Source organism: Actinomadura sp. NPDC000600 (assembly GCF_040492135.1).
In the GTDB taxonomy this organism is placed as follows: Bacteria; Actinomycetota; Actinomycetes; order Streptosporangiales; family Streptosporangiaceae; genus Spirillospora.
Genome location: NZ_JBEUPD010000038.1, coordinates 1 through 21,369, shown reverse-complemented (window position 1 = coordinate 21,369; position 21,369 = coordinate 1). Strand labels below are relative to the sequence as shown.

Genomic DNA, 21,369 nt, shown 5'->3' with positions numbered 1-21,369 from the left:
ATGAGCGACGCGATCCACATCGAGGGTCTCGTCAAGGCGTACGGCCGCACCCGGGCTCTGGACGAGCTGCGGCTGCAGGTCCGCACCGGCGAGGTCCACGGGTTCCTCGGACCGAACGGGGCCGGCAAGACCACCACCATCCGCATCCTGCTCGGCCTGCTGCGGGCCGACGCCGGCGAGGTCCGGCTCCTCGGCGGCGACCCGTGGGAAGAGGCCACCGCGCTGCACCGGAGGCTGGCCTACGTCCCCGGCGACGTCACGCTCTGGCCGGGGCTCTCGGGCGGCGAGGTCATCGACCTGCTCGGCCGGCTGCGCGGGGGGCTCAACAAGAACCGCAGGGCCGAACTGCTCGACCGGTTCGACCTGGACCCCCGCAAGAAGGCGCGCTCCTACTCCAAGGGCAACCGGCAGAAGGTGGCGCTGGTGGCCGCGCTCGCGTCCGACGTCGAGCTGCTCATCCTCGACGAGCCCACCTCGGGACTGGACCCGCTGATGGAGGCGGCCTTCCGCGAGTGCATCGACGAGGAGCGCAGCAGCGGCCGCACCGTCCTGCTGGCCAGCCACATCCTCGCCGAGGTCGAGGCGCTGTGCGACCGCGTCAGCATCATCCGCGACGGCCGGACCGTGGAGACGGGCACCCTCGCCGATCTGCGGCACTTCACCCGGATCTCCATCCAGGCCGAGCTGGCCGGGCCGCACGAGGGCCTCGGCTCCCAGCCGGGGGTGCACCACCTGGAGGAGCAGCCCGGTGGGCGGCTGACCTGCGAGGTCGACTCCGACCGGCTCGACGAGGTGCTGCAGGTGCTCTCCAAGGCCGGTGTCCGGTCCCTCATCAGCCGGCCTCCGACGCTGGAGGAGCTGTTCCTGCGCCACTACCAGAAGGAACCGGCCGGTGCCGGGGGGCAGGGCGCCCGGAACGGCCGGGTCGCCTGATGGGCGCGCTGACGGGGACGCGCGGGCTCGTCCGGCTCATCCTGCGCCGCGACCGGTTCCTGATGCCGATCTGGGTCATCTACCTGGGCGTGGTGCCGTCCGCGTTCGCCTCCAGTACCGCCGACCTGTACCCGACCGTCGCCGACCGCCATGAGTACGCCCAGGTCAGCGGAAACAACCCGGCCTTCATCGCGCTGTTCGGGCCGCTCTACGACGAGGGCGTCGGCGGCATCGTGACCCAGCGGCTCGGGCTGATCCCGCTCGTCGTCGGGCTGCTCAGCCTGCTCACGGTCATCCGGCACACCCGCACCGACGAGGAGGCCGGGCGCCGGGAGCTGCTGGGCTCGGCGGCCGTGAGCCGCCACGCCGGCCTGGCCGCCGCGCTCATCGTGACGATCGGCGCCAACCTCGTCCTCGCGCTCATCATGATGGCGGGACTCAACAAGCAGGATCTGCCGGCCGCGGGCGGTGTCGCGCTCGGGCTGGAGTTCGCCGCCGCCGGCTGCATCTTCGCGGCGGTCGGCGCGCTGGCCGCCCAGCTCACCACGAGCGCCGGCGGCGCGCGAGCCATCGCCATCGGCGTGCTCGGCGCCTCCCTTCTGCTGCGGATCGCCGGTGACAGCGGGGGAGCGACCTGGCTTTCGTGGCTGTCGCCGATCGGATGGGTCCACCGCATCCGGCCGTACGCGGACGAGCGCTGGTGGGTGCTCGGGATCGTCGTCGTCGCCATCGCCGGCCTCGTCGCCGCGAGCGTTGCCCTGTCGGCACGCCGCGACGTCGGCGCCGGTGTGCTGCCGCCGCGTCTCGGTCCGGCCGAGGCGGCGGGACGGCTGCGCAGCCCCCTGGCCCTCGCCTGGCGGCTGCACCGGGCGCCGTTGCTGGGCTGGACGGCGGGCTTCGCCGTGATCGGCGTGGTGCTGGGCGGAGTGGCCAAGGGCGTCGCCGACATGATGCGCGACAACGAGAGCCTGCACGACGTCTTCACCCGGATGGGCGGTGCCTCGGGCTTCAGTGACGCCTTCCTCAGCTCGATGATGGGCCTGTTCGGGCTCATCGCGGCGGCCTACGCGATTCAGGCGGCGCTGCGGATGCGTGCCGAGGAGGACGGGCTGAGAGCCGACCCCGTGCTCGCCACCTCCGTCGGGAGGCTCCAGTGGGCGGGAGGGCACCTGCTGTTCTCGCTGCTCGGCCCGGCCGTCGTGCTGACGGTCGCGGGCCTCGCCGCGGGGCTGACGCATGGCATCAACACCGGCGACCCCGGGCACGAGGTGCCCCGCGTGCTCGGCGGGGCCCTCGTCCAGCTCCCCGCCGTGTGGGTGCTCGCGGGACTCACCATCGCGCTGTTCGGTATCCTGCCGCAGTTCACGCTGGCGAGCTGGGGCGCGCTCGCGGTGTTCGTCCTGCTCGGGCAGATCGGATCGGCGATGCAGCTCAGCCAGAAGGCGCTGGACGTCTCCCCGTTCACCCACATTCCCAAGCTGCCGGGAGGAGAGGTCGCGGTGCAGCCGCTGGTCTGGCTGGCCGCCATCGCGGCCGTTCTCACCGTCGCGGGCCTGCTGCGGTTCCGCACCCGCGACGTCAAGTCGGTCGCCTGACCGGCTGGGCGGCACGGCCACACTGCGCGGCACCGGTGCCGCCCGCCGGGGATCGAGTCCGGCGGGCGGCCCGTCGCCTCCTCGACGAAGGAGACGTGGCTTGCACACAGTGGAGCGCGACCAAGAACTGCAGCGGCTGGACGCCCTGCTGGCCGACTGCCGGCACGGCGCGGGGGGAGCGGCGCTGGTGAGCGGCGCGGTGGCGTCCGGCAAGACCGAGCTGCTGCACGCCTTCACCGAGCGCGCCGTCGCGGCGGGAGCGTTGTACTTCGAGGCCGGGACCCCTCTCGGCGAACCCGGCGATCCCGCCGACCTCACCGAGGGCCTGCTACAAGGCATGGAGCTGTTCGCCGAGGAGACCGGGAGGCCGAGACCCGGCGCGCCGACTCCCGCGGGGCCGCGCGGAGGCGGCCTGCCCTCCGACGAGACTGCGCGGCGGCTGCACGCCCTGCTGCTCGCCTTAGCCGAGCGCGATCCGGTCGTGGTGGGCGTGGACGACACGCACCGGGTCACCCTCTCCTCGCTGAGGGACCTGCTCGGCGTGGTCCGCGGCCTGCGCGGCGCGCGCGTCATGATGATCTTCACCGACGCCGGGGTGGCCCACCCCGGACGCGGGGTGCTGCGCGAGGAGCTGTCCCGGCTGCCCGGCACACCGCTGCTGCGGATGCGCCCGCTGTCGCGCGAGGGCGCGGCCCGCATGTTCGCCTCCCGGCTCGGCGCCGCCCGCGCCGAGCGCCTCGCCGCGGGCGCCCTGGCCATCACCGGCGGCAGCCCGCTGCTGCTGCGCGGCCTGCTGGAGGACCAGCGGGACGCCGCCACGGGGAACGCCGGCCGGCTGGTGGTCGGGCCCGGTTTCGAGCGCGCGGTACTGGACTGCCTGCGGCGCGGGGACGAGGACACCCGGCGGCTGGCCGAGGCCGTGGCCGTGCTCGGCGACATGGCCGTCCCGCGCACGGTGGCCGACCTGCTCGGCTGGGCGGAACCGGACCTGGGCGGGCCGCTGAACGCCCTCGGCACGGCCGGACTGCTTGACTCGGTGCGGTTCCGGCACGAGGCCGCTCGCTTGGCCGTCCTGGCCGGCATGGAACCCGCGCGGCGCAGCGATCTGCACATGCGCTCGGCCCGCCTCCTCTACCGGAAAGGCGCGAAAGCAGATGACGTGGCCCGTCACGTCGTGGCCGCCAGCCAATGGGTGACGCTGGAATATCTGGCCCGGGGGCGTGACGCGAATGGAATCGGAAAAGCGCGGAGCGCCGGTGCCGAATAGGGGTCCGGTAGGGGTTATCCCGCCCGGGAGCGCGGAACTACCGTCGCTCCAGACGTTCCCCGGGAGGCGCCCATGGCCCAGCAGACGATCTGCGAGACGGCACCGTCCGCCGCGGACGGCGGCTCTGACCTGATCGCGTGGGCGCACCGGATGCAGGACGAGTGCCCGGTCGGACGGGACGCGCAGGGCGTATGGAACGTCGTTCGCGCCGCGGAGGCGCAGCGCGTGCTGTCGGAACCGTCGTCCTTCTCCAGCGATCCCTCGCACGCCTTCCCCGCCGCCGGCCGCTTCCGGGGGAACATGCTCTGGCTGGATCCGCCCGAGCACCGCAAGCTGCGCACCATCGTCAGCCGGGTCTTCGTCCCCAAGGCGGTCTCGGCGCTGGAGCCCGAGATCCGGAAGGTTGCCGCCGGCCTGCTGGACGCGGCGGGCGGCGCGGACGAGATCGAGCTCGTCTCTCAGTTCACCCAGCCGCTGCCCGTGATCGTCATCGCCGAGCTGCTCGGCATCCCGAGCCTGGACCTCGCCCAGTTCAAGGCCTGGGCGGACCGGATGCTGGGCGCCGTCGTGCTCGACCCGCTCGCGAACGAGGACGCGCGGCGGGAGATCGCGATGGGCACGATGGAGATGAACGCCTACCTGCTGGAGCACGTGCGGCGCAGGCGGGCGGCCCCGCGCGAGGACCTGCTCAGCCGGCTGGTGGCCACGCAGGTCGGCGGCGACCGGCTCGACGACCAGGAGGTCGTGAACTTCAGCCGCGTCCTGCTGGAGGCAGGGCATGTCACCACGACGATGATGCTCAGCAACGCGATCTGGTGCTTCGAGGAGGATCCGGGGCTGGCCGCCCGGCTGAGGGCGGACCGCTCGCTCCTGCCGGGCGCGATCGAGGAGCTGCTGCGGTACCGGCCCCCGGTGCTGATGGTGCTGCGCTACACCCGGACCGACGTCGAGCTTGCGGACACCCGCATCCCGGCGGGTTCGGTGGTGAAGGTGTGGATCGTCGCGGCGAACCGGGACCCGCGCCAGTTCGACCGCCCGGACGTCTTCGACCTCGGCCGGCACCCCAACGGCCACCTGGCCTTCGGGAAGGGCATCCACTACTGCCTGGGGTCCCAGCTCGCCCGGCTGGAGGGCGAACTCGGGCTGAACCTGTTGTTCGACCGCTTCCCGGACCTGCGCATCACCCCGGGAGCGGACCTCGAGTTCTACCCCCAGAACTTCTTCGGGATGAAGCGGCTGCCCGTCACGGTGTCCCGGTCCGGCCGGTAGCCGGCTCCTCGTCCACCAGCGTCACATCGGAGGCGCTCCAGAACACCCGGACGTCCTCAATGAGACCGTCGTCGCCGACGCCGAGCAGGCCGATCAGGGTGTACCGGACCCGCTTGCCGCGAGGCACGGACGGGTCCGACACGGTGACGGTCGCCGGCAGCAGCACGTGCCGGCCGTCCATGGCGGCCACCGGCGTACCCGGCTCCTCGCTCACCCGTCCGGCGATGGCCCGGGCGAGGTGCTCGCGCAGGGCTCTGGGGGAGCCGACCGGATCCTCGAAGACGGCATCGTCGCGGAACAGCGCGAGGACCCCTTCGAGGTCTCCCGCGTTCATCCGGGCGCAGTACTCCAGAGCGATCCTCTTGCGGGCCATTTCGCCGGCCATGAAATCCTCCGCCGCTCGGCTAAGGGGATTCTATGGGCGGCTCGCCCGCATTCAATTCAGCGCGGATGAATCAGGGGCGATGGCGGCCGGAAATAGGGGGTCGGTTTTCTTGCCGGTCCCGTATCGCGCTGCGAGCGTGAGGGAAACAAGGTTGAGGAGACGCCCGAGATGACCAGACGGACCCATGCCGTCGTGCTGGGCGGCAGTGTGGCGGGGATGCTGGCGGCCGCGGCCCTGGCACGTCACCTGGACGCCGTGACCGTCGTGGAGCGCGACGTCCTCCCCGGCGGGCCGGACCATCGGCGCGGGCTGCCGCAGGCGCGCCACGCGCATCTGCTGTGGTCCGGGGGAGCCAGGGTGATCGACAAGCTGCTCCCGGGCACGATGGAGCGGCTGTACCGGGCCGGTGCGCGCAAGATCAGCATGTATCAGGACATGGTGTCGCTCACGTCGCACGGGTGGCAGCATCGGTTCCCCACCGAGCACTTCATGATCGCCTGTTCGCGTCCGCTGCTGGACTGGACCGTCCGGGACCAGGTCGGAGCCGGGGGCTCCGTCACGGTGCTCGGCGGGACGGAGGCGACCGCGCTCCTGGGCGACGCCGAGCGGGTGCGCGGCGTCCGCCTGCGCGGGACGGCGGAGGGGACCGTCACCGACCTGGAGGCGGACCTGGTCGTGGACGCGACCGGGCGAGGTTCCCCGCTGCGGCGCTGGCTGGCCGGGCTCGGGCTCCCGGAGGTGCCCGAAGAGGTCGTGGACTCCGGCATCGCCTACGCCACGAGGATATTCCGCGCGCCGGCGGAGCCCTTCCCGGTGGTGTCGCACTACGCCGACCACCGCACGGGACGGCCGGGGCACAACGTGGTGCTGCTGCCCATCGAGGACGGGCAGTGGATCGTGACGGTGTCGGGCACCCGGGGCGGCGAGCCGCCGGCCGGCGAGGAAGGGTTCGCCGAGTTCGTGCGCGCCGCGCGGCACCCCCTGGTGTCGGAGTTTCTCGCCGGGGCCGATCCGCTCACGGAGGTGCGCGGCACGCGCAGCACGTCCAATCGCCGGCTCCGCTACGAGGGACTGAACCGTTGGCCCGACGGACTGGCCGTTCTCGGGGACGCGCTGGTGGCCTTCAACCCGGTGTACGGGCACGGCATGGGGGCGGCGGCTCTCAGCGCGGCCGCGCTCGGCGAGGAGATCTCGCGTGACGGCGTCGGCGGCGGCGCGGCGCGTCGTGCGCAGAAGTCGATCGGGGCCGTGGTGGACGGCCCGTGGTCGCTGGCGGTCTCCCAGGACATCTTCTACCCGGGCTGCCGGGTGGACGTCGCCGACGCCCGCTGGATCGCGGTGCTGAGGAGACAGCGGGCCTTCGCCGACCTCGTCACCGAGACCGCGATCCGGGATCCTCGCGTGGGCGCGGCGGTCGCGGGCGTGACCAGCCTGTCGGCCCCGTTGAACAGCCTGGAGCATCCCGACGTGATCGCCGCGCTGCGGCGCGGGCCGACCCGTCCGCCGCTCAGCCGCCCGCAGCTCACACCCGCGGAGCTGGCCGTTCGCGGCACGGTTCGGACGGCCCGCTAGTCAGGCCCCCCGGCGGTGGACCGGGTGGTGGGCCGGGCGGGCATGGTCAGGACATCTCGTTCGTCGACGACGGTCACGTCGGTGCGGCCCCAATAGGCGCGCATCACGGCGATGAGGCCGCTCCCGTCCACCTCGATCACCATCACGTAGTGGATCTGGAGCCGTTTGCCTGGGCCGGCGGGTTTCCCGTCCCAATCCATGAAGCCCTGGGAGGATAGAAGGGGCGCCGTCGTGCGGAAGTCCAGGTGCGCGGTCACCGGCACCGCGGCTTGCTTTCCGTTCAGTGCGCCGACCGGATCGTGCGCGTATTCATGGACGCCGCAATGAATGGCGCCCATGGCGTGCTGCCGGAGTTCCGCGTGCCCGCGCCGAATACCCGACCCGACGGGGTCTTCGAAACGCACGCCGGGTGAGTAGAGGCGCAGGAGGCCGGTGACGTCGCGCGCGTTGACCCTCCTGCAGTGCTCGACCACTAGATCCTTGCAAGCACGGTCATCGAGCATGGACATCTCCTCAAGGTGCTTGCGGCCGGCCATGTCGCACCACCCATTCTGGCCTCCCCTAGCGGTTCTCGTTGACCCCTAAAAGAGGATGTCGTCCCCCTGTGCTGAGGGGCTGAAAAATAGGGTCAAGGGAACTGCCTGGACATTATCGCGGCGTGTGCATGAAGGTTTGCCCACCGTGTTCTTGAAGGGCCGGAACCGCTGTGTAAAAGTCGCGAATCACAGACCCCGAATTAGTGGAGTCGGGCACCGATGGCGGACGATGGCAAGCTGCTGGAGACCCTCAAGCGTGTCGCCGCGGACCTGCACGAGACCCGGCGCAGGCTGGCCGAGGCCGAACGGCGCGACCGCCACCCGATCGCCATCGTCGGCATGGCCTGCCGCTTTCCCGGCGGTGTCCGCGACCCTGAGGGCCTCTGGGAGACGGTCGTCTCCGGACGGGACGCGATCTCCGAGTTCCCGACCGACCGCGGCTGGGATCTCGGGGACCTGCTGGGCTCCGACGCGACCCGCCCCGGGCGCAGCGTCGCCCGCGAGGGCGGTTTCCTGTACGACGCGGGGGAGTTCGACGCGGGGTTGTTCGGGATCTCGCCGCGTGAGGCGCTGGCGATGGATCCGCAGCAGCGGCTGGTGTTGGAGACGTCGTGGGAAGCCCTGGAGCGGGCGGGGATCGATCCCCTGTCGCTGCGCGGCAGCTCGGCAGGCGTGTTCGTCGGCGCCGGCAATTTCGGCTACCTCGTGGGGATGCAGCAGGCGGCCGATGACGCGCACGGCTATGCCCTCGTCGGCAACATCGGCAGCGTCATCTCGGGCCGGGTGGCGTTCACGTTCGGTCTGGAGGGGCCTGCGCTGACGGTGGACACGGCGTGTTCGTCGTCGTTGGTGGCGATGCACCTGGCGGGGCGTGCGCTGCGGTCGGGCGAGTGCTCGCTGGCGCTCGCGGGCGGTGTCACGATCATGCCCAACCCCAGCGAGTTCGTGGAGTTCAGCCGGCAGGGCGCTCTCTCGCCCAGCGGCCGCTGCAAGGCGTTCGGTGCCGGGGCGGACGGTGCGGGGTGGTCCGAGGGCGTCGGGATGGTGGTGCTGGAGCGTCTTGAGGACGCCCGGCGCAATGGCCACCGGGTGCTCGCGTTGGTGCGGGGATCGGCGGTCAACCAGGACGGGGCGAGCAACGGGCTGACCGCCCCCAACGGGCCGTCGCAGCAGCGCGTCATCCGGCAGGCCCTCGCGAACGCCGGTCTGGGCCCCCACGAGGTGGACGCGGTCGAGGCACACGGGACGGGCACGCGGCTCGGCGACCCCATCGAGGCCCAGGCTCTGATGGCGATCTACGGACGTGACCGTCATGTCGAGCTGCCGCTGTGGCTGGGGTCGGTGAAGTCCAATATCGGGCACACGCAGGCCGCCGCCGGCATCGCCGGCGTCATCAAGATGGTTCACGCGCTGGACGAGGGCGTCCTGCCTCCAACCCTGCACGCGGACGAGCCCAGCGACGAGATCGACTGGTCCGCGCGCACGGTCCGACTGCTGACCGCCTCGAAAGACTGGCCGGACACGGGGCGCCCGCGCCGTGCGGGGGTGTCGTCGTTCGGGATCAGCGGAACCAACGCGCACCTGATCTTGGAGCAGGCCCCCGTGGAGGCCGCCGAGGCCGAGACCGGGGCCCCGAATGCCGCCGGCGCGGTGCTCAGCACGATCCCCTGGACGCTCTCAGGGGCGAATGCGACCGCGCTGCGCGCACAGGCCGAACGGCTCCGCGATTGGCTCGACGCTCACCCGGACACCCGACCTGCCGACGTGGCGCGAACCCTGGCCACCTCACGGGCCGCTCTTACCCACCGAGCCGTAGTCCTTGGCAGTGAGCTCCTCCGCCTGCGCGACGCGCTGGGTGCGTTCGCCTCAGGCGAGTCCGCTCCCGCCATCGTGACCGGCACGGCTGTGGAGGTGGGCCGTCCGGTTCTGGTGTTTCCGGGGCAGGGGTCGCAGTGGGTGGGGATGGGGCGTGAGCTGCTGGATTCGTCGGAGGTGTTCGGGGGGTGGGTGGAGGAGTGCGAGCTCGTTCTGTCGCGGTATGTGGATTGGTCGTTGCGGGAGGTGCTGGAGCGGGCTGATGAGGCGGATCTGGCGCGTATCGAGGTTCTCCAGCCGCTGTTGTTCGCCGTGATGGTCGGAATCGCCCGGATCTGGGGAAGCTGGGGAGTGGTGCCCGGTGCTGTCGTGGGTCATTCGCAGGGTGAGGTCGCTGCGGCGTACGTCGCCGGCGCGCTGTCCTTGGATCACGCCGTACGGGTCGTGGTGCTGCGGTCGCGATTGTTCGCTCGCGCGCTCGTGGGACACGGAGCCGTTGCCGCGCTGGCCGCGGGACGCGCCGTAGCCGAGGAGCTGATCGGGCGGTGGGGCGGGGCGCTGTCGCTGGCGGGTGCCAACGGGCCGGGCGCCACGATGGTGGCGGGTCCGGAGGACCTGCTGGATGAGCTGGTGGTGCTGTGCGGGGAGCGGGGGATCCGTGCGCGTGTCGTGGCGGGGACGGTCGCTTCGCACAGCGCGCAGGTCGATCCACTACGCGGGGAACTCCTGGATCTCCTGGAGCCCGTGAGTCCGGTGGCCACCGACGTGACCTTCTGCTCGACGGTGACCGGCGCCCCGGTGGACACCTCGGCGCTGGGCGCGGAGTACTGGTTCGACAACGCGCGCCGTCCGGTGGATTTCGCCGGGGCGATCGGCGGCCTGCTCGCCGAGGGCCATCGGGCCTTCATCGAGTGCAGCCCGCACCCCATCCTGGTCCCCAACATCGCCGAGATCGCCGCGGAACGAGACGCGGAGGTCGTCGCGGTCGGATCGCTGCGCCGCGACCAGGGATCCGCGGACCGCCTGCTGCGCTCGGCCGCCGAGGCGCACAGCGGCGGCATCACGGTGGACTGGACGGCGCTGATCGGCCCGGGACCCCGCCCCGATCTGCCGACCTACGCATTCCAGCGCCGGCGTTACTGGCTGGAGGCGGCCGGACGCCCCCTCTCGGGAACCGCCTCGGCCGGAGTCGAACGCGTCGAGCATCCCCTGCTCGACGCGCTGCTGCGGCTCGCCGACGCCGGCACCGCCGTCATCACCGGACGCCTTTCGGCGTCGTCCCCTGGCTGGCTGGCCGATCACACGGTCAACGGCATGGTCGTCGTTCCGGGCGCGGCCCTGGTGGAATTGGCCATCCAGGCGGGCGACAAGATGGGATGCGCCGGGGTCGAGGAACTGGTCCTGGAACAACCGCTCGTCCTCCCGGGCCACGACGAGACCGAGATCCAGGTCGCGGTCGGAGCAGCCGACGCCGCTGGGCGGCGGGGGCTCACCGTGCACGCCAGGCCCGCCCGGTCACAGACGGAGGCGGCCTGGACCCGGCATGCGACCGGGACGCTCGTCCCCACCATTTTCGGAGACCATCCGGAACCGGTTCTCCTGCCCGTTCGCCCCGCAGACGCCGCACCCGCCGACGACCTCTACGCCCGCCTGAACGACCGAGGTCACGGATACGGACCCGCCTTCCGCGGCGTGCGGGCCGTCTGGCGGGACGGCGAGGATGTCGTCGCCGATGTGGCCCTGCCCGAAGAACATCGCGAGGAGACCGGCCCCTTCGCCATCCACCCGGCCCTCCTGGACGCGGCGCTGCACGCAGTGGCGGAGTTGCCGGATCCTTCCCGGGAGCGGCCCGGGCCACGGCTGCCGTTCGCGTGGTCGGACGTCTCCCTGGAGATCGAAGGTGCCACGGAGCTGCTCGTACGCATCAGCCCGGAGCGTGACGGGGCAGTCTCGGTGGACCTCTTCACCCCCGGCGGCGAGAGAGTCGGCCGGATCGGCTCCCTAACCGTGCGCCCCGCACCCGAGGGCGCGCTCGCGCACGGCGCCGGCAACTCCCTTTACCGCCTCGATTGGACGGCACTGCCCGCAAAGCCCGTCTGGGAGGCTTCGTCCATCCGGTACGCCGTACTCGGTGACGACGTCCACGATCTCGCCGGACGGTTGGGCACCGTCGAGCACCCGGTCGAGAACCACGTGGACCTGGCCGCTCTCGTCCACACCGTCCGCGAGGGCGCGCCCGGACCCGACCTGCTGCTGTTCTCCCCGGACGCGCCGTCCGGCGGCGGCTTCACGGCCACTGCGCGTGCGGAACTGGGCGCCGCGCTGGCCGTGCTGAAGGAGTGGATCGCGACCGGTGACGTCCTCGCGGGAACGCGACTGGCCCTCGTCACCCGGAACGCCGCCGGCATCGAAGGGGAGACTCCGGATCTCGCCGCTGCCGCGGTGTGGGGTCTGACCCGCTCGGCGCAATCGGAGAACCCGGGCCGCATCGCACTGATCGACCTGGACCCCGCCGCCGAACCGGGTTCCGCCACACGCTCGGCCTGCGCGGCCGCCGCCCGCGAAGAGGACTTGCAGGCGGCAGTGCGCGGGGAGACGGTCCTGATCCCCCGGTTGGCCCGTGTTGCCCGGCCCGCGGCGCCCGCCGACCCGGGCTGGGATCCCGACGGCACGGTCCTCGTGACCGGAGGCACGGGTGCGCTCGGCTCCGCCGTCGCGCGCCATCTCGCCGCAGCGCACGGCGTCCGGTCGCTGCTGCTGGTGAGCCGCCGTGGTCCGGACGCCGCGGGCGCCGGGGAACTCGTGGCCTCGCTGGCCGGGCTCGGCGCGGAGGCCACGGTCGCCGCATGCGACGTCGCCGATCGGGACGCGGTGGCGCGCCTCGTGGCGGAGCTTCCTGCCGACCGTCCCCTCACCGGCGTCGTCCACACCGCCGGCACGCTGGACGACGGGACGATCGGGTCCCTCGACGCGGACCGCGTGGACCGTGTCCTGCGACCCAAGCTCGACGCCGCGCTCCACCTGCACGAACTCACCGCGGATCTGCCGGTCACCCGTTTCGTGCTCTTCTCCTCGGCCGCCGGGGTCCTCGGCAATCCAGGCCAGGGGAACTACGCCGCCGCGAACGCCGCCCTCGACGCCCTGGCGCACCTCCGCCGCGCGGCCGGCCTGCCCGCGACCTCTCTGGCCTGGGGGCCGTGGGCGCTGCACAGCGGAATGACCGAGCACCTTTCCGGCGCCGCACCCACGGGACCGACCGGAGCCGGAACGGTCGCGCTCGACCGGGGCGAAGCCCTCGGTCTTCTTGACGCCGCACTGGCGAGTGGGCACCCGGCCCTCTTGCCGGTCCGCCTCGACCTGCCGGGGCTCCGCGACCGTGCCGCCCTCGGGCTGGTGCCCGCACCCTTGCGTCCACTCGTCCCGGCTAGTCCGTCCCGCCGCCGGCTTGAGGGCCGGGACGTGAGCGGCGAGCAGACGGACGAAGCGGTCGAGCGGCTGTCGGCGTTGCCCCGGGAAGAAAGGGAGCGCGAACTCCTCACCGTGGTCATGAGCCATACCGCGAGCGTCCTCGGTCACGATTCGCCCGACGACCTAGACCCCGGCCGCGCCTTCAAAGAGGTCGGGTTCGACTCGATGACAGGGGTGGAACTGCGCAACCGGCTCGCCGGCGCGACCGGGCTCCGGCTGCCGATCACGCTCGTCTTCGACCACCCCACGCCCGCCGCCGTCGCCCGGACCCTCGCCGCCCTCGCCGGTGCGGGCGGCGAGCCCGCCGCCCTCGCGAGGCCGCACGTCGCGGCTCGGCCCGTGCCCGCGTCGGCGGAGCCGATCGCCATCGTCGGGATGGCGTGCCGTTTCCCGGGCGGGGTGTCTTCGCCCGAGGCATTGTGGGACCTGGTGGCCACCGGCGGGGAGGTCCTGTCGGAGTTCCCGGCAGATCGTGGGTGGGATCTCGCCGCGCTGTACGACCCCGACCCGGACGCGCCCGGGGCCACCTACGTACGCGTGGGCGGCTTCCTGGACGACGCGGCCTGCTTCGACGCCGGGTTCTTCGGGATCTCCCCGCGCGAGGCCGCGGTGATGGACCCGCAGCAGCGAGTGCTCCTTGAGGTGACGTGGGAGGCGCTGGAACGCGCCGGGATCGACCCGGACTCGCTGCGCGGCACCGCCACCGGGGTGTTCGCCGGGGCCATCCACCAAGACTACGCGGGCGGCGCGCCTCCGGACCAGGCCGAGGGCTACCTGCTCAGCGGCACCTCGACCAGCGTGGTGTCCGGGCGGATCGCCTACGCGCTGGGGCTGGAGGGCCCCGCGATGACGGTGGACACCGCCTGCTCGTCCTCGGTGGTGGCGCTGCATCTCGCCGCACAGGCGCTGCGGGCGGGGGAGTGCGGCATCGCGCTCGCCGGCGGCGTCACCGTCATGCCGGCCCCGGTGCTGTTCACCGAGTTCAGCCGGCAGCGCGGCCTCGCCCCCGACGGCCGCTGCAAGCCGTTCGCGGCCGCCGCCGACGGGACGGGATGGTCCGAGGGCGCGGGCGTTCTGGTGTTGGAGCGGCTGTCGGACGCACGGCACCGCGACCATCGCGTCCTGGCCGTCGTCCGCGGGTCTGCGGTCAACCAGGACGGTGCCAGCAACGGCCTTACCGCTCCCAACGGCGCCGCCCAGCGCCGCGTCATCGCGCAGGCGCTCGACGCGGCCGGACTCGCCCCCGCCGACGTCGACGCGGTCGAGGCGCACGGCACCGGCACCACCCTCGGCGACCCGATCGAGGCGCAGGCCGTCCAGGAGGCGTACGGCGCAGGCCGGCCGGACGAACGGCCCCTGTGGCTGGGCTCGGTGAAGTCCAACCTCGGGCACACCCAGGCCGCCGCGGGAATGGCCGGGATCATCAAGATGGTCCAGGCCATGCGGCACGCGGTGCTGCCCCGCACCCTGCACGTCGACGCACCGACCCCGCACGTGGACTGGTCCGCCGCGGACGTGCGGCTGCTCACCGAGCCGGTGCCGTGGCCGTCCGGCGGGCGGCCGCGTCGCGCGGGCGTGTCGTCCTTCGGCGCGAGCGGCACCAACGCCCACCTCATCCTGGAGGAGCCGCCGCCCGGGGAGCAGGGTCCGCAAGGCCCGCCCGCACCCGCGGCGGACCTGGCGCTCGTCCCGCTCGTCCTGTCGGCCCGAGACCCGGACGCGCTGGCGGACCAGGCCGGGCGGCTGGCCCGGTTCGTCGAGGCGAACCCCTCCCTCGACCTGCGCGACCTGGGCAGGACGTTGATCACCTCGCGCGCCCTGCACCCGTACCGCGCCGTGCTGGACGCCCACGACGGCGACGACGCCGCGGCGCTCCTCACGACGCTGGCCACCGAAGGCGCGCGCGGCACCGGCCCTGCCCGCTCCGGCAAGACCGTGTTCCTCTTCTCCGGTCAGGGCGCGCAGTATCCCGGCATGGGCCGCGGCCTGTACGAGGCGATACCGGAGTTCGCCGCCGCGTTCGACGACCTGTGCGCACGGTTCGACCGCCTCCTCGGCGGAAGTCTGCGGGACGTGGTGTTCGGTGAGACAGGCGAGGACATCCTGCACGAGACCCGCTGGACCCAGCCCGCGCTGTTCGCCGTCGAGGTCGCGCTGTTCCGGACCCTCGTCGCATGGGGCCTGCGTCCCGACCTGCTGGCCGGTCATTCCATCGGTGCGCTGGCCGCGGCGCACGCCGCGAGCGTCCTGACCGCCGACGACGCCGCCGAGCTGGTCGCCGCACGCGGGCGCCTGATGCAGGCGCTCCCGTCCGGGGGAGCCATGGCCGCCTTCGAGGCGGCCGAAGAGGAGATCGTCCCCCTTCTGCGGGACGGAGTCGTGATCGCCGCCGTCAACGGTCCCGCCGCGACGGTCGTGTCCGGCGACGAGGACGCGGTGGACCGCCTGGTCGCGCACTGGTCCGGTCTCGGCCGCAAGGCCCGCCGCCTGCGAGTCAGCCACGCCTTCCACTCGCCGCGCATGGATCCCATGCTGGACGAGTTCCGCCGCGTCGCGGAGGGGCTCGCATGGCACCCGCCGCAGATCCCGATCATCTCCGACCGCACTGGACGTCCCGCCGGCGAAGGCGAGCTGACTTCGCCCGCGTACTGGACCGAGCACGTCCGCGAGCCGATCCGTTTCCTGGACGCCCTGCGCTCCGCCGCCGATGCCGGCGGCCGGTTCTTCGTCGAGTCGGGCCCAGGTGGCGGCCTCGCGGCCGCCGCCAGTGAGGCGTGCGGCGACGCCGCCCCGATCACCGCGGCGACGCTGCGCCGGGACAAGGACGAGGCCACCACCCTGCGCGCCGCCCGTGCGCGGGTCTTCGAGGGCGGCGCGGACGTCCGCTGGGACGCGGTCCTCGGAGCCGGGACCGGAGCGCTTCTCGATCTGCCCACCTATCCGTTCCAGCGCCGCCGGTACTGGCTGGAGAGCGGCCGCGCCGCGACCGGCGCGTCCGGTCTCGGCCTGACCGACGCCGGGCACCCGCTCGTCCCGGCGGCGGTGGACCTCGCCGGTGGCGAGGAGCTCCTGCTCACCGGACGGCTCTCCCCGTCCGTCCACCCCTGGCTCGCGGACCACCGGATCGGCGGGACCGCGGTCCTCCCCGCCTCGGCCATCGCCGAGCTGGTCGTGCGGGCCGGTGATGAGGCCGGCCTCGACCGGATCGCCGAGCTGGTCCTGGAGTCCCCGCTGGTGTTCCCCGACGACACCGGCTTCGCCCTCCAGGTCCGGGTCGCGCCATCCGAGGAGTCGGGGAGGCGCCGGGTGAGTGTGCACGCCCGCCCCGACGGCGCGGCGGCGGACACCCCCTGGGTTCGGCACGCAGGCGCGGTGCTCGCCTCCGGCACCGCGCCTGCCGGCTCGCCCCCGGTGGCCGCCGCGTCGCTCCCGTGGCCGCCGCCCGGTGCCCGGCCGGTGGACGTCCGCGGCCTCCACGAGGACCTGGCGGCTCGCGGCATCGGATACGGCCCGGCGTTCCGGGGACTCCGCGAGGCTTGGCGGCTCGATGACACCGTCTTCACCGACGTGCTGCTTCCGTCCGAGGAACACGACCGTGCCGCCAGGTTCGGCGCCCACCCCGCTCTGCTCGACGCGGTGCTCCAGGCAGGGCTGTTGCTGGACGGGCCGGACTCCCCGCTTCGCCTTCCGTTCGCGCTGGACGACCTCACCCTGCACGCCTCCGGGGCGACGGCGCTGCGCGTCCGAGTGGAGCGGACAGGCCCCGACACGTTCGCCGTTCGCGCCCACGATCCCGGCGGCGCGCCCGTCGTCACCATCTCCTCCGTGGCCGTGCGGCCGATCTCCGCCGACGCCCTGAGCCGGATGCGGGCCGGAACCGCGCCGGCCGCCCACACCCTCGCCTGGACACCCCTCGGCTCGGCCACCTCGCCGGCCGCCGCCCGCTCCGGCTGCGCTGTGATCGGCGCCGCGCCCGCCGACCTCGGACTGCCGGGCGAAGTGCCCGCGCATCCCGACGTGCCCTCGCTGCTGGACGCCCCCGGCCCGGTCCCGGACCTGGTCTTCCTCGCGCCGGTGACCGAGGAGGGAGGCGAGCCGGCCATGACGGTGCGGGTGCGCGTGCACGCCACCCTCGACGCAGTCCGGTCCTGGACCGGCGATGAACGGATACCGGGCGGCTCCCGACTCGTCGTCGTCACCACCGGCGGCGTGACCACCGGGGACGAGCCGGTTCCCGGCGACCCCGCGGAAGCCGCCCGCTGCGGTCTGGTGCGCGCCGTGCAGGCCGAACGGCCAGGCCGCCTCCTCCTTCTGGACACCGACGGAACCGACGAGTCCCGTGCCGCCCTGGGAGGTGCGGCCGCCACGGCGGTGCGGGCGGGCGAACCAGAGATCGCCGTGCGAGACGGCGCCGCCTTCGCCGGCCGCCTCGTCCCCGTGGAAAACGCGCTCACACCGCCCGCGGGCCCTTGGCGGCTCGACGTCAGCGACGGCGGCACGCTCACCGACCTCGCCGCCGTGGCCGCCCCCGAAGCGACCGCCCCTCTTGAGGCGGGGCAGATCCGGGTCGCCGTCCGCGCGGCCGGACTCAACTTCCGCGACGTCCTCATCGCCCTCGGCATGTATCCCGGCACGGGTTCCATGGGCACCGAAGCGGCCGGGATCGTCACCGAGACCGGCCCCGGGGTGTCCGGCGTCGCCGTCGGCGACCGGGTCATGGGGTTGATCGACCATGCGTTCGGACCGGTCGCCGTGACCGACCACCGCACGGTCGTCCCGCTACCCCCCGGCTGGTCGTTCACCGAGGCCGCCGCCGTGCCCGCCGCGTTCGTGACGGCACGGCACGGCCTGGTAGAGCTCGCCCGGCTCCAGCCGGGCGAGACAGTACTGGTACACGCCGCCGCGGGCGGCGTCGGGATGGCCGCGGTGCAGGTGGCGCTCGGGCTGGGCGCCGAGGTCTACGCCACCGCCTCGCCGGGCAAGCATCACGTCCTGCGAGGCATGGGGCTGGACGACGCGCACATCGCGTCCTCTCGCGACCTCGGCTTCGAGGACCGCTTCCGTGCCGCGACCGGTGGGCGCGGCGTCGACGTCGTGCTGAACTCGCTCGCCCGAGAGTTCGTGGACGCCTCCCTTCGGCTGCTGGCGCCGGGAGGGCGGTTCATCGAGATGGGCAAGACCGACCTGCGGGCCGCGCAGGACGTCGCCGCCCGCGACCCCGGTTTCGCCTACATGCCCTTCGACCTCGCAGACCTCGGACCGGACCGGCTCGGAGCGCTGCTCGCCGAGGTCACCGGGGCCCTCGCCCGCGGCGAGCTGGCGCCGCCCCCGGTTCGCGCGTTCGACGTGCGCCGCGCTCCCGAGGCGTTCCGCTTCATGAGCCGCGCCCGGCACCTGGGGAAGATCGTCCTGACCGTCCCCCCGGACCGCGACCCCGCCGGCACCGTCCTCGTCACCGGAGCGACCGGTACGCTCGGCGGCCTCGTCGCCCGGCACCTGGTCACCCGGCACGGCGTCCGGCATCTGGTGCTGGCGGGACGCCGCGGCGCCGCCGACCCGGGAACCACCGCCCTCGCCGCCGAACTGACCGCCCTCGGAGCCGAAGTGGTCCTCGTGGCCTGCGACGTCGCCGACCGTGCCGCGGTGGACCGACTTCTCGACGCCGTCCCCGCCGGGCATCCCATCACCGCCGTCGTGCACGCCGCAGGTGTCGTCGACGACGGCTTGGCCGACACCCTGACCCAGGACCAAGTCGAGCGTGTCCTCCGCCCCAAGGTCGACGGGACGCTCGTACTTGACGAGGCGACCCGGCAGCTGGACCTGTCGGCCTTCGTGGTGTTCTCCTCCGTCGCGGGCGTCCTCGGCTCCGCGGGCCAAGCCGGCTATGCGGCCGCCAATGCCTTCGCTGACGGATGGGCGCATGCACGGCGGGCCGGAGGCCGTCCCGCCGTGTCCATCGCCTGGGGCATCTGGGAGGAGGCCAGCGGCATGACCGCCGACCTGGACACCGCCACCCGCGCGCGCCTCTCCCGTACCGGGCTGCGACCCCTGCCGACCGAACATGCCCTTGCCCTCCTCGATCACGCCATGACCGGACCTGACCCCGTGCGGATCGCGGCCGCACTGGACCCCGCCGCCCTTCGCTCCGCCGCCGCGGACGGCACGCTCCAGCCCCGGCTGAGCGGGCTGGTCCGGGGCCCGTCCCGCCGCACCGCCGGTCCGGCCCCCACCGAGATCCCGCTGGGCGACACCCTCGCCGCGCTCCCTGAGGACCAGCGGGCCGACCGGCTCTTGGAGCTGGTCCGAGTACAGGCCGCCGCCGTGCTCGGGCACGCCACCCCGGCGGCGATCGACGCCGAGCGCGGTTTCCTCGACCTCGGCTTCGACTCCCTCACCGCCGTCGAGCTCCGCAACACCCTGACCCGGCTCAGCGGGCTCGAACTGCCCGCCACGCTGCTGTTCGACCAGCCCAGCCCGGCCGCCGTCGCCGCCTACCTCGAAGCCAGGCTGGCGCCCAACGGGTCCGTCCCGACCGGGCCGCCATCGGTGCTGCGCCATCTTGAGGCACTCGAAGGTCTTCTTCGCGACCCGTCCCTCGACTCCGGGCTCGGCCGCGACGTCGCCGAACGTCTGCGCGCTTTGGCATGGGAGCTGGAGGACACCGGCCCGGACGACGCCGACGCCGTGGCGCCCGGCGCGTTCGACGCCGAGACCGATGACGAGATGTTCGCCCTGATCGACCGGGAGCTCGGACATGACTGACCGCGACGCCGACCGGCGCGTCGGCGAAGGAGGCGACATGGACGGCGGGGACGACAGGCTTCGCGAGTACCTCAGGCGGGTCACGGCCGAACTGCGGCAGACGCGCCGCCGTCTCGGTGCCGCCGAGGGCCGTGCGGGCGAGCCGATCGCCGTCGTGGGGGCGGCCTGCCGCTATCCCGGCGGTGTCACCTCGCCCGAGGAGCTGTGGGACCTCGTCGAGTCCGGCCGTGACGCGATCACCGGCTTCCCCGTCGACCGCGGCTGGGACGTCGCCGCCCTCCACGACCCCGACGGGCGGCGCCCCGGGACCAGCTACGTCGACCACGGCGGATTCGTGCACGATGCCGCGGACTTCGACGCGGAGTTCTTCGGCATCTCGCCGCGCGAGGCCCTGGCCATGGACCCGCAGCAGCGGCTCTTCCTGGAGGTCGCCTGGGAGGCGCTGGAACGCACCGGGCTCGACCCGCACACATTGCGCGGCTCCAGGACCGGCGTCTTCGTCGGCGCGGGCAACCCCGGCTACCTCGGCGGTGTCCAGCAGATCCCCGAGGAGGTCGAGGGCTACTCCCTCACCGGCAACGTGGGCAGCGTGGTGTCGGGGCGGGTGTCTTACACGCTGGGTTTGGAGGGCCCGGCGGTGACGCTGGACACGGCGTGCTCGTCGTCGCTGGTGGCGATCCACCTCGCCTGCCAGGAACTCCGCACGGGAGAGAGCACGCTCACCCTCGCCGGCGGAGTCACCGTGCTCACGACGCCCTGGCTGTTCGTGGAGTTCAGCCGCCAGAACGGCCTCGCACCCGACGGCCGATGCAAGGCGTTCGCCGAGGCCGCCGACGGCACCATCTGGGGCGAGGGCGCCGGGGTGCTGGTGTTGGAGCGGTTGTCGGACGCGGTGCGTCATGGGCGGCGGGTGTGGGGGGTGATCCGCGGTTCGGCGATGAACCAGGACGGCGCCAGCAGCGGACTGGCGGCGCCGAACGGTCCTTCGCAGCAGCGGGTGATCCGGCGTGCGCTGGCCAATGCGCGGTTGTCGGGTGCGGACGTGGACGTGGTGGAGGCCCATGGGACCGGCACCTCGCTGGGCGACCCGATCGAAGCCCAGGCGTTGCTGGCGACCTACGGCCAGGACCGTCCAGAGGACCGTCCGCTCTGGCTGGGTTCGGTGAAGTCGAACATCGGCCACACCGCCGCCGCGGCTGGAGTAGCCGGTGTGATCAAGATGCTGACCGCGTTCCAGCATCCCGAACTACCGCGGACGTTGCATGTGGATGAGCCGTCGCGGGCGGTGGACTGGTCGGCCGGTGCGGTGCGGCTGCTGACCGAGGCCACCGAGTGGCCGCGGGTGGACCGGCCGCGCCGGGCCGGGGTGTCCTCGTTCGGGATCAGCGGCACCAACGCCCACCTCATCCTGGAACAAGCCCCCCAACCCGAGCCGCACGCCGAGCCCGCGGCTGATCCGCGCGCCGATTCTGCCGGCTGGGATGGTCCGGTGGTGTGGGTGGTGTCGGGTCGCGGCCAGGGCGCGGTGCGCGACCAGGCCCGCCGGCTGGCCGCCTGGACCCGCACCAACCACCCCGCCACCGGCACCGACACCGGCACCGACACCAGCACCGGCACCGACACCAGCACCGGCACCGGCACCGGCACCGATCCCGGTACTGGTTTCGCGGTTCGGACCGCGCGCGCGCTGCGGTCGGGCCGGACCCTGTTCGACCACCGCGCGGTCATCATCGGCACCAGCACCAGCGAACTACTGGACGGGCTGGA

The 21,369-nt window shown here is 73.3% G+C and carries 9 protein-coding genes; 7 read left to right on the top strand and 2 right to left on the bottom strand.

Annotated features, from left to right (window positions below):
• From ABWI07_RS36385 to ABWI07_RS36370, 4 genes are all read left to right on the top strand, one after another.
• Window positions 1-933: an ABC transporter ATP-binding protein gene (locus tag ABWI07_RS36385; protein WP_149256772.1), complete on the top strand. Its 933-nt coding sequence runs from the start codon at window positions 1-3 to the stop codon at window positions 931-933.
• Entirely contained in the window at window positions 933-2,528 is a 1,596-nt protein-coding gene (locus ABWI07_RS36380) for an ABC transporter permease (RefSeq protein ID WP_149256773.1), read from the top strand. The genes ABWI07_RS36385 and ABWI07_RS36380 overlap by 1 nt, the downstream gene beginning before the upstream one ends.
• A gap of 109 nt (window positions 2,529-2,637) precedes the next feature.
• A complete protein-coding gene (locus ABWI07_RS36375) occupies window positions 2,638-3,795 on the top strand; it encodes an AAA family ATPase (RefSeq protein ID WP_353821361.1) in 1,158 nt (385 codons plus the stop codon).
• Window positions 3,796-3,867: 72 nt separating this feature from the next.
• On the top strand, window positions 3,868-5,064 hold the full coding sequence (locus ABWI07_RS36370; RefSeq protein ID WP_353821336.1) for a cytochrome P450: 1,197 nt from the start codon (window positions 3,868-3,870) through the stop codon (window positions 5,062-5,064).
• Here the strand turns inward: ABWI07_RS36370 and ABWI07_RS36365 are convergent.
• Window positions 5,039-5,449 carry a nuclear transport factor 2 family protein gene (locus ABWI07_RS36365; RefSeq protein WP_149256776.1) on the bottom strand — a complete coding sequence of 137 codons (411 nt, stop codon included), beginning with the start codon at window positions 5,447-5,449 and terminating at the stop codon, window positions 5,039-5,041. The genes ABWI07_RS36370 and ABWI07_RS36365 overlap by 26 nt on opposite strands.
• A gap of 168 nt (window positions 5,450-5,617) precedes the next feature.
• Between ABWI07_RS36365 and ABWI07_RS36360 the strand changes: the two genes are divergently transcribed.
• On the top strand, window positions 5,618-7,021 hold the full coding sequence (locus ABWI07_RS36360; RefSeq protein ID WP_353821335.1) for an FAD-dependent oxidoreductase: 1,404 nt from the start codon (window positions 5,618-5,620) through the stop codon (window positions 7,019-7,021).
• On the opposite strand, the gene ABWI07_RS36355 is transcribed toward ABWI07_RS36360, so the two are convergent.
• Window positions 7,018-7,557: a nuclear transport factor 2 family protein gene (locus tag ABWI07_RS36355; RefSeq protein ID WP_353821334.1), complete on the bottom strand. Its 540-nt coding sequence runs from the start codon at window positions 7,555-7,557 to the stop codon at window positions 7,018-7,020. The genes ABWI07_RS36360 and ABWI07_RS36355 overlap by 4 nt on opposite strands.
• Window positions 7,558-7,776: 219 nt before the next feature.
• Here ABWI07_RS36355 and ABWI07_RS36350 point away from each other — a divergent pair, with 219 nt between their 5' ends.
• Together ABWI07_RS36350 and ABWI07_RS36345 are read left to right on the top strand one after the other, a co-directional pair.
• A complete protein-coding gene (locus ABWI07_RS36350) occupies window positions 7,777-19,602 on the top strand; it encodes an SDR family NAD(P)-dependent oxidoreductase (protein ID WP_353821333.1) in 11,826 nt (3,941 codons plus the stop codon).
• Window positions 19,595-21,369 (top strand): type I polyketide synthase (locus ABWI07_RS36345; RefSeq protein ID WP_353821332.1); only part of this gene is annotated, 1,775 nt, incomplete at its 3' end. The genes ABWI07_RS36350 and ABWI07_RS36345, both read left to right, overlap by 8 nt.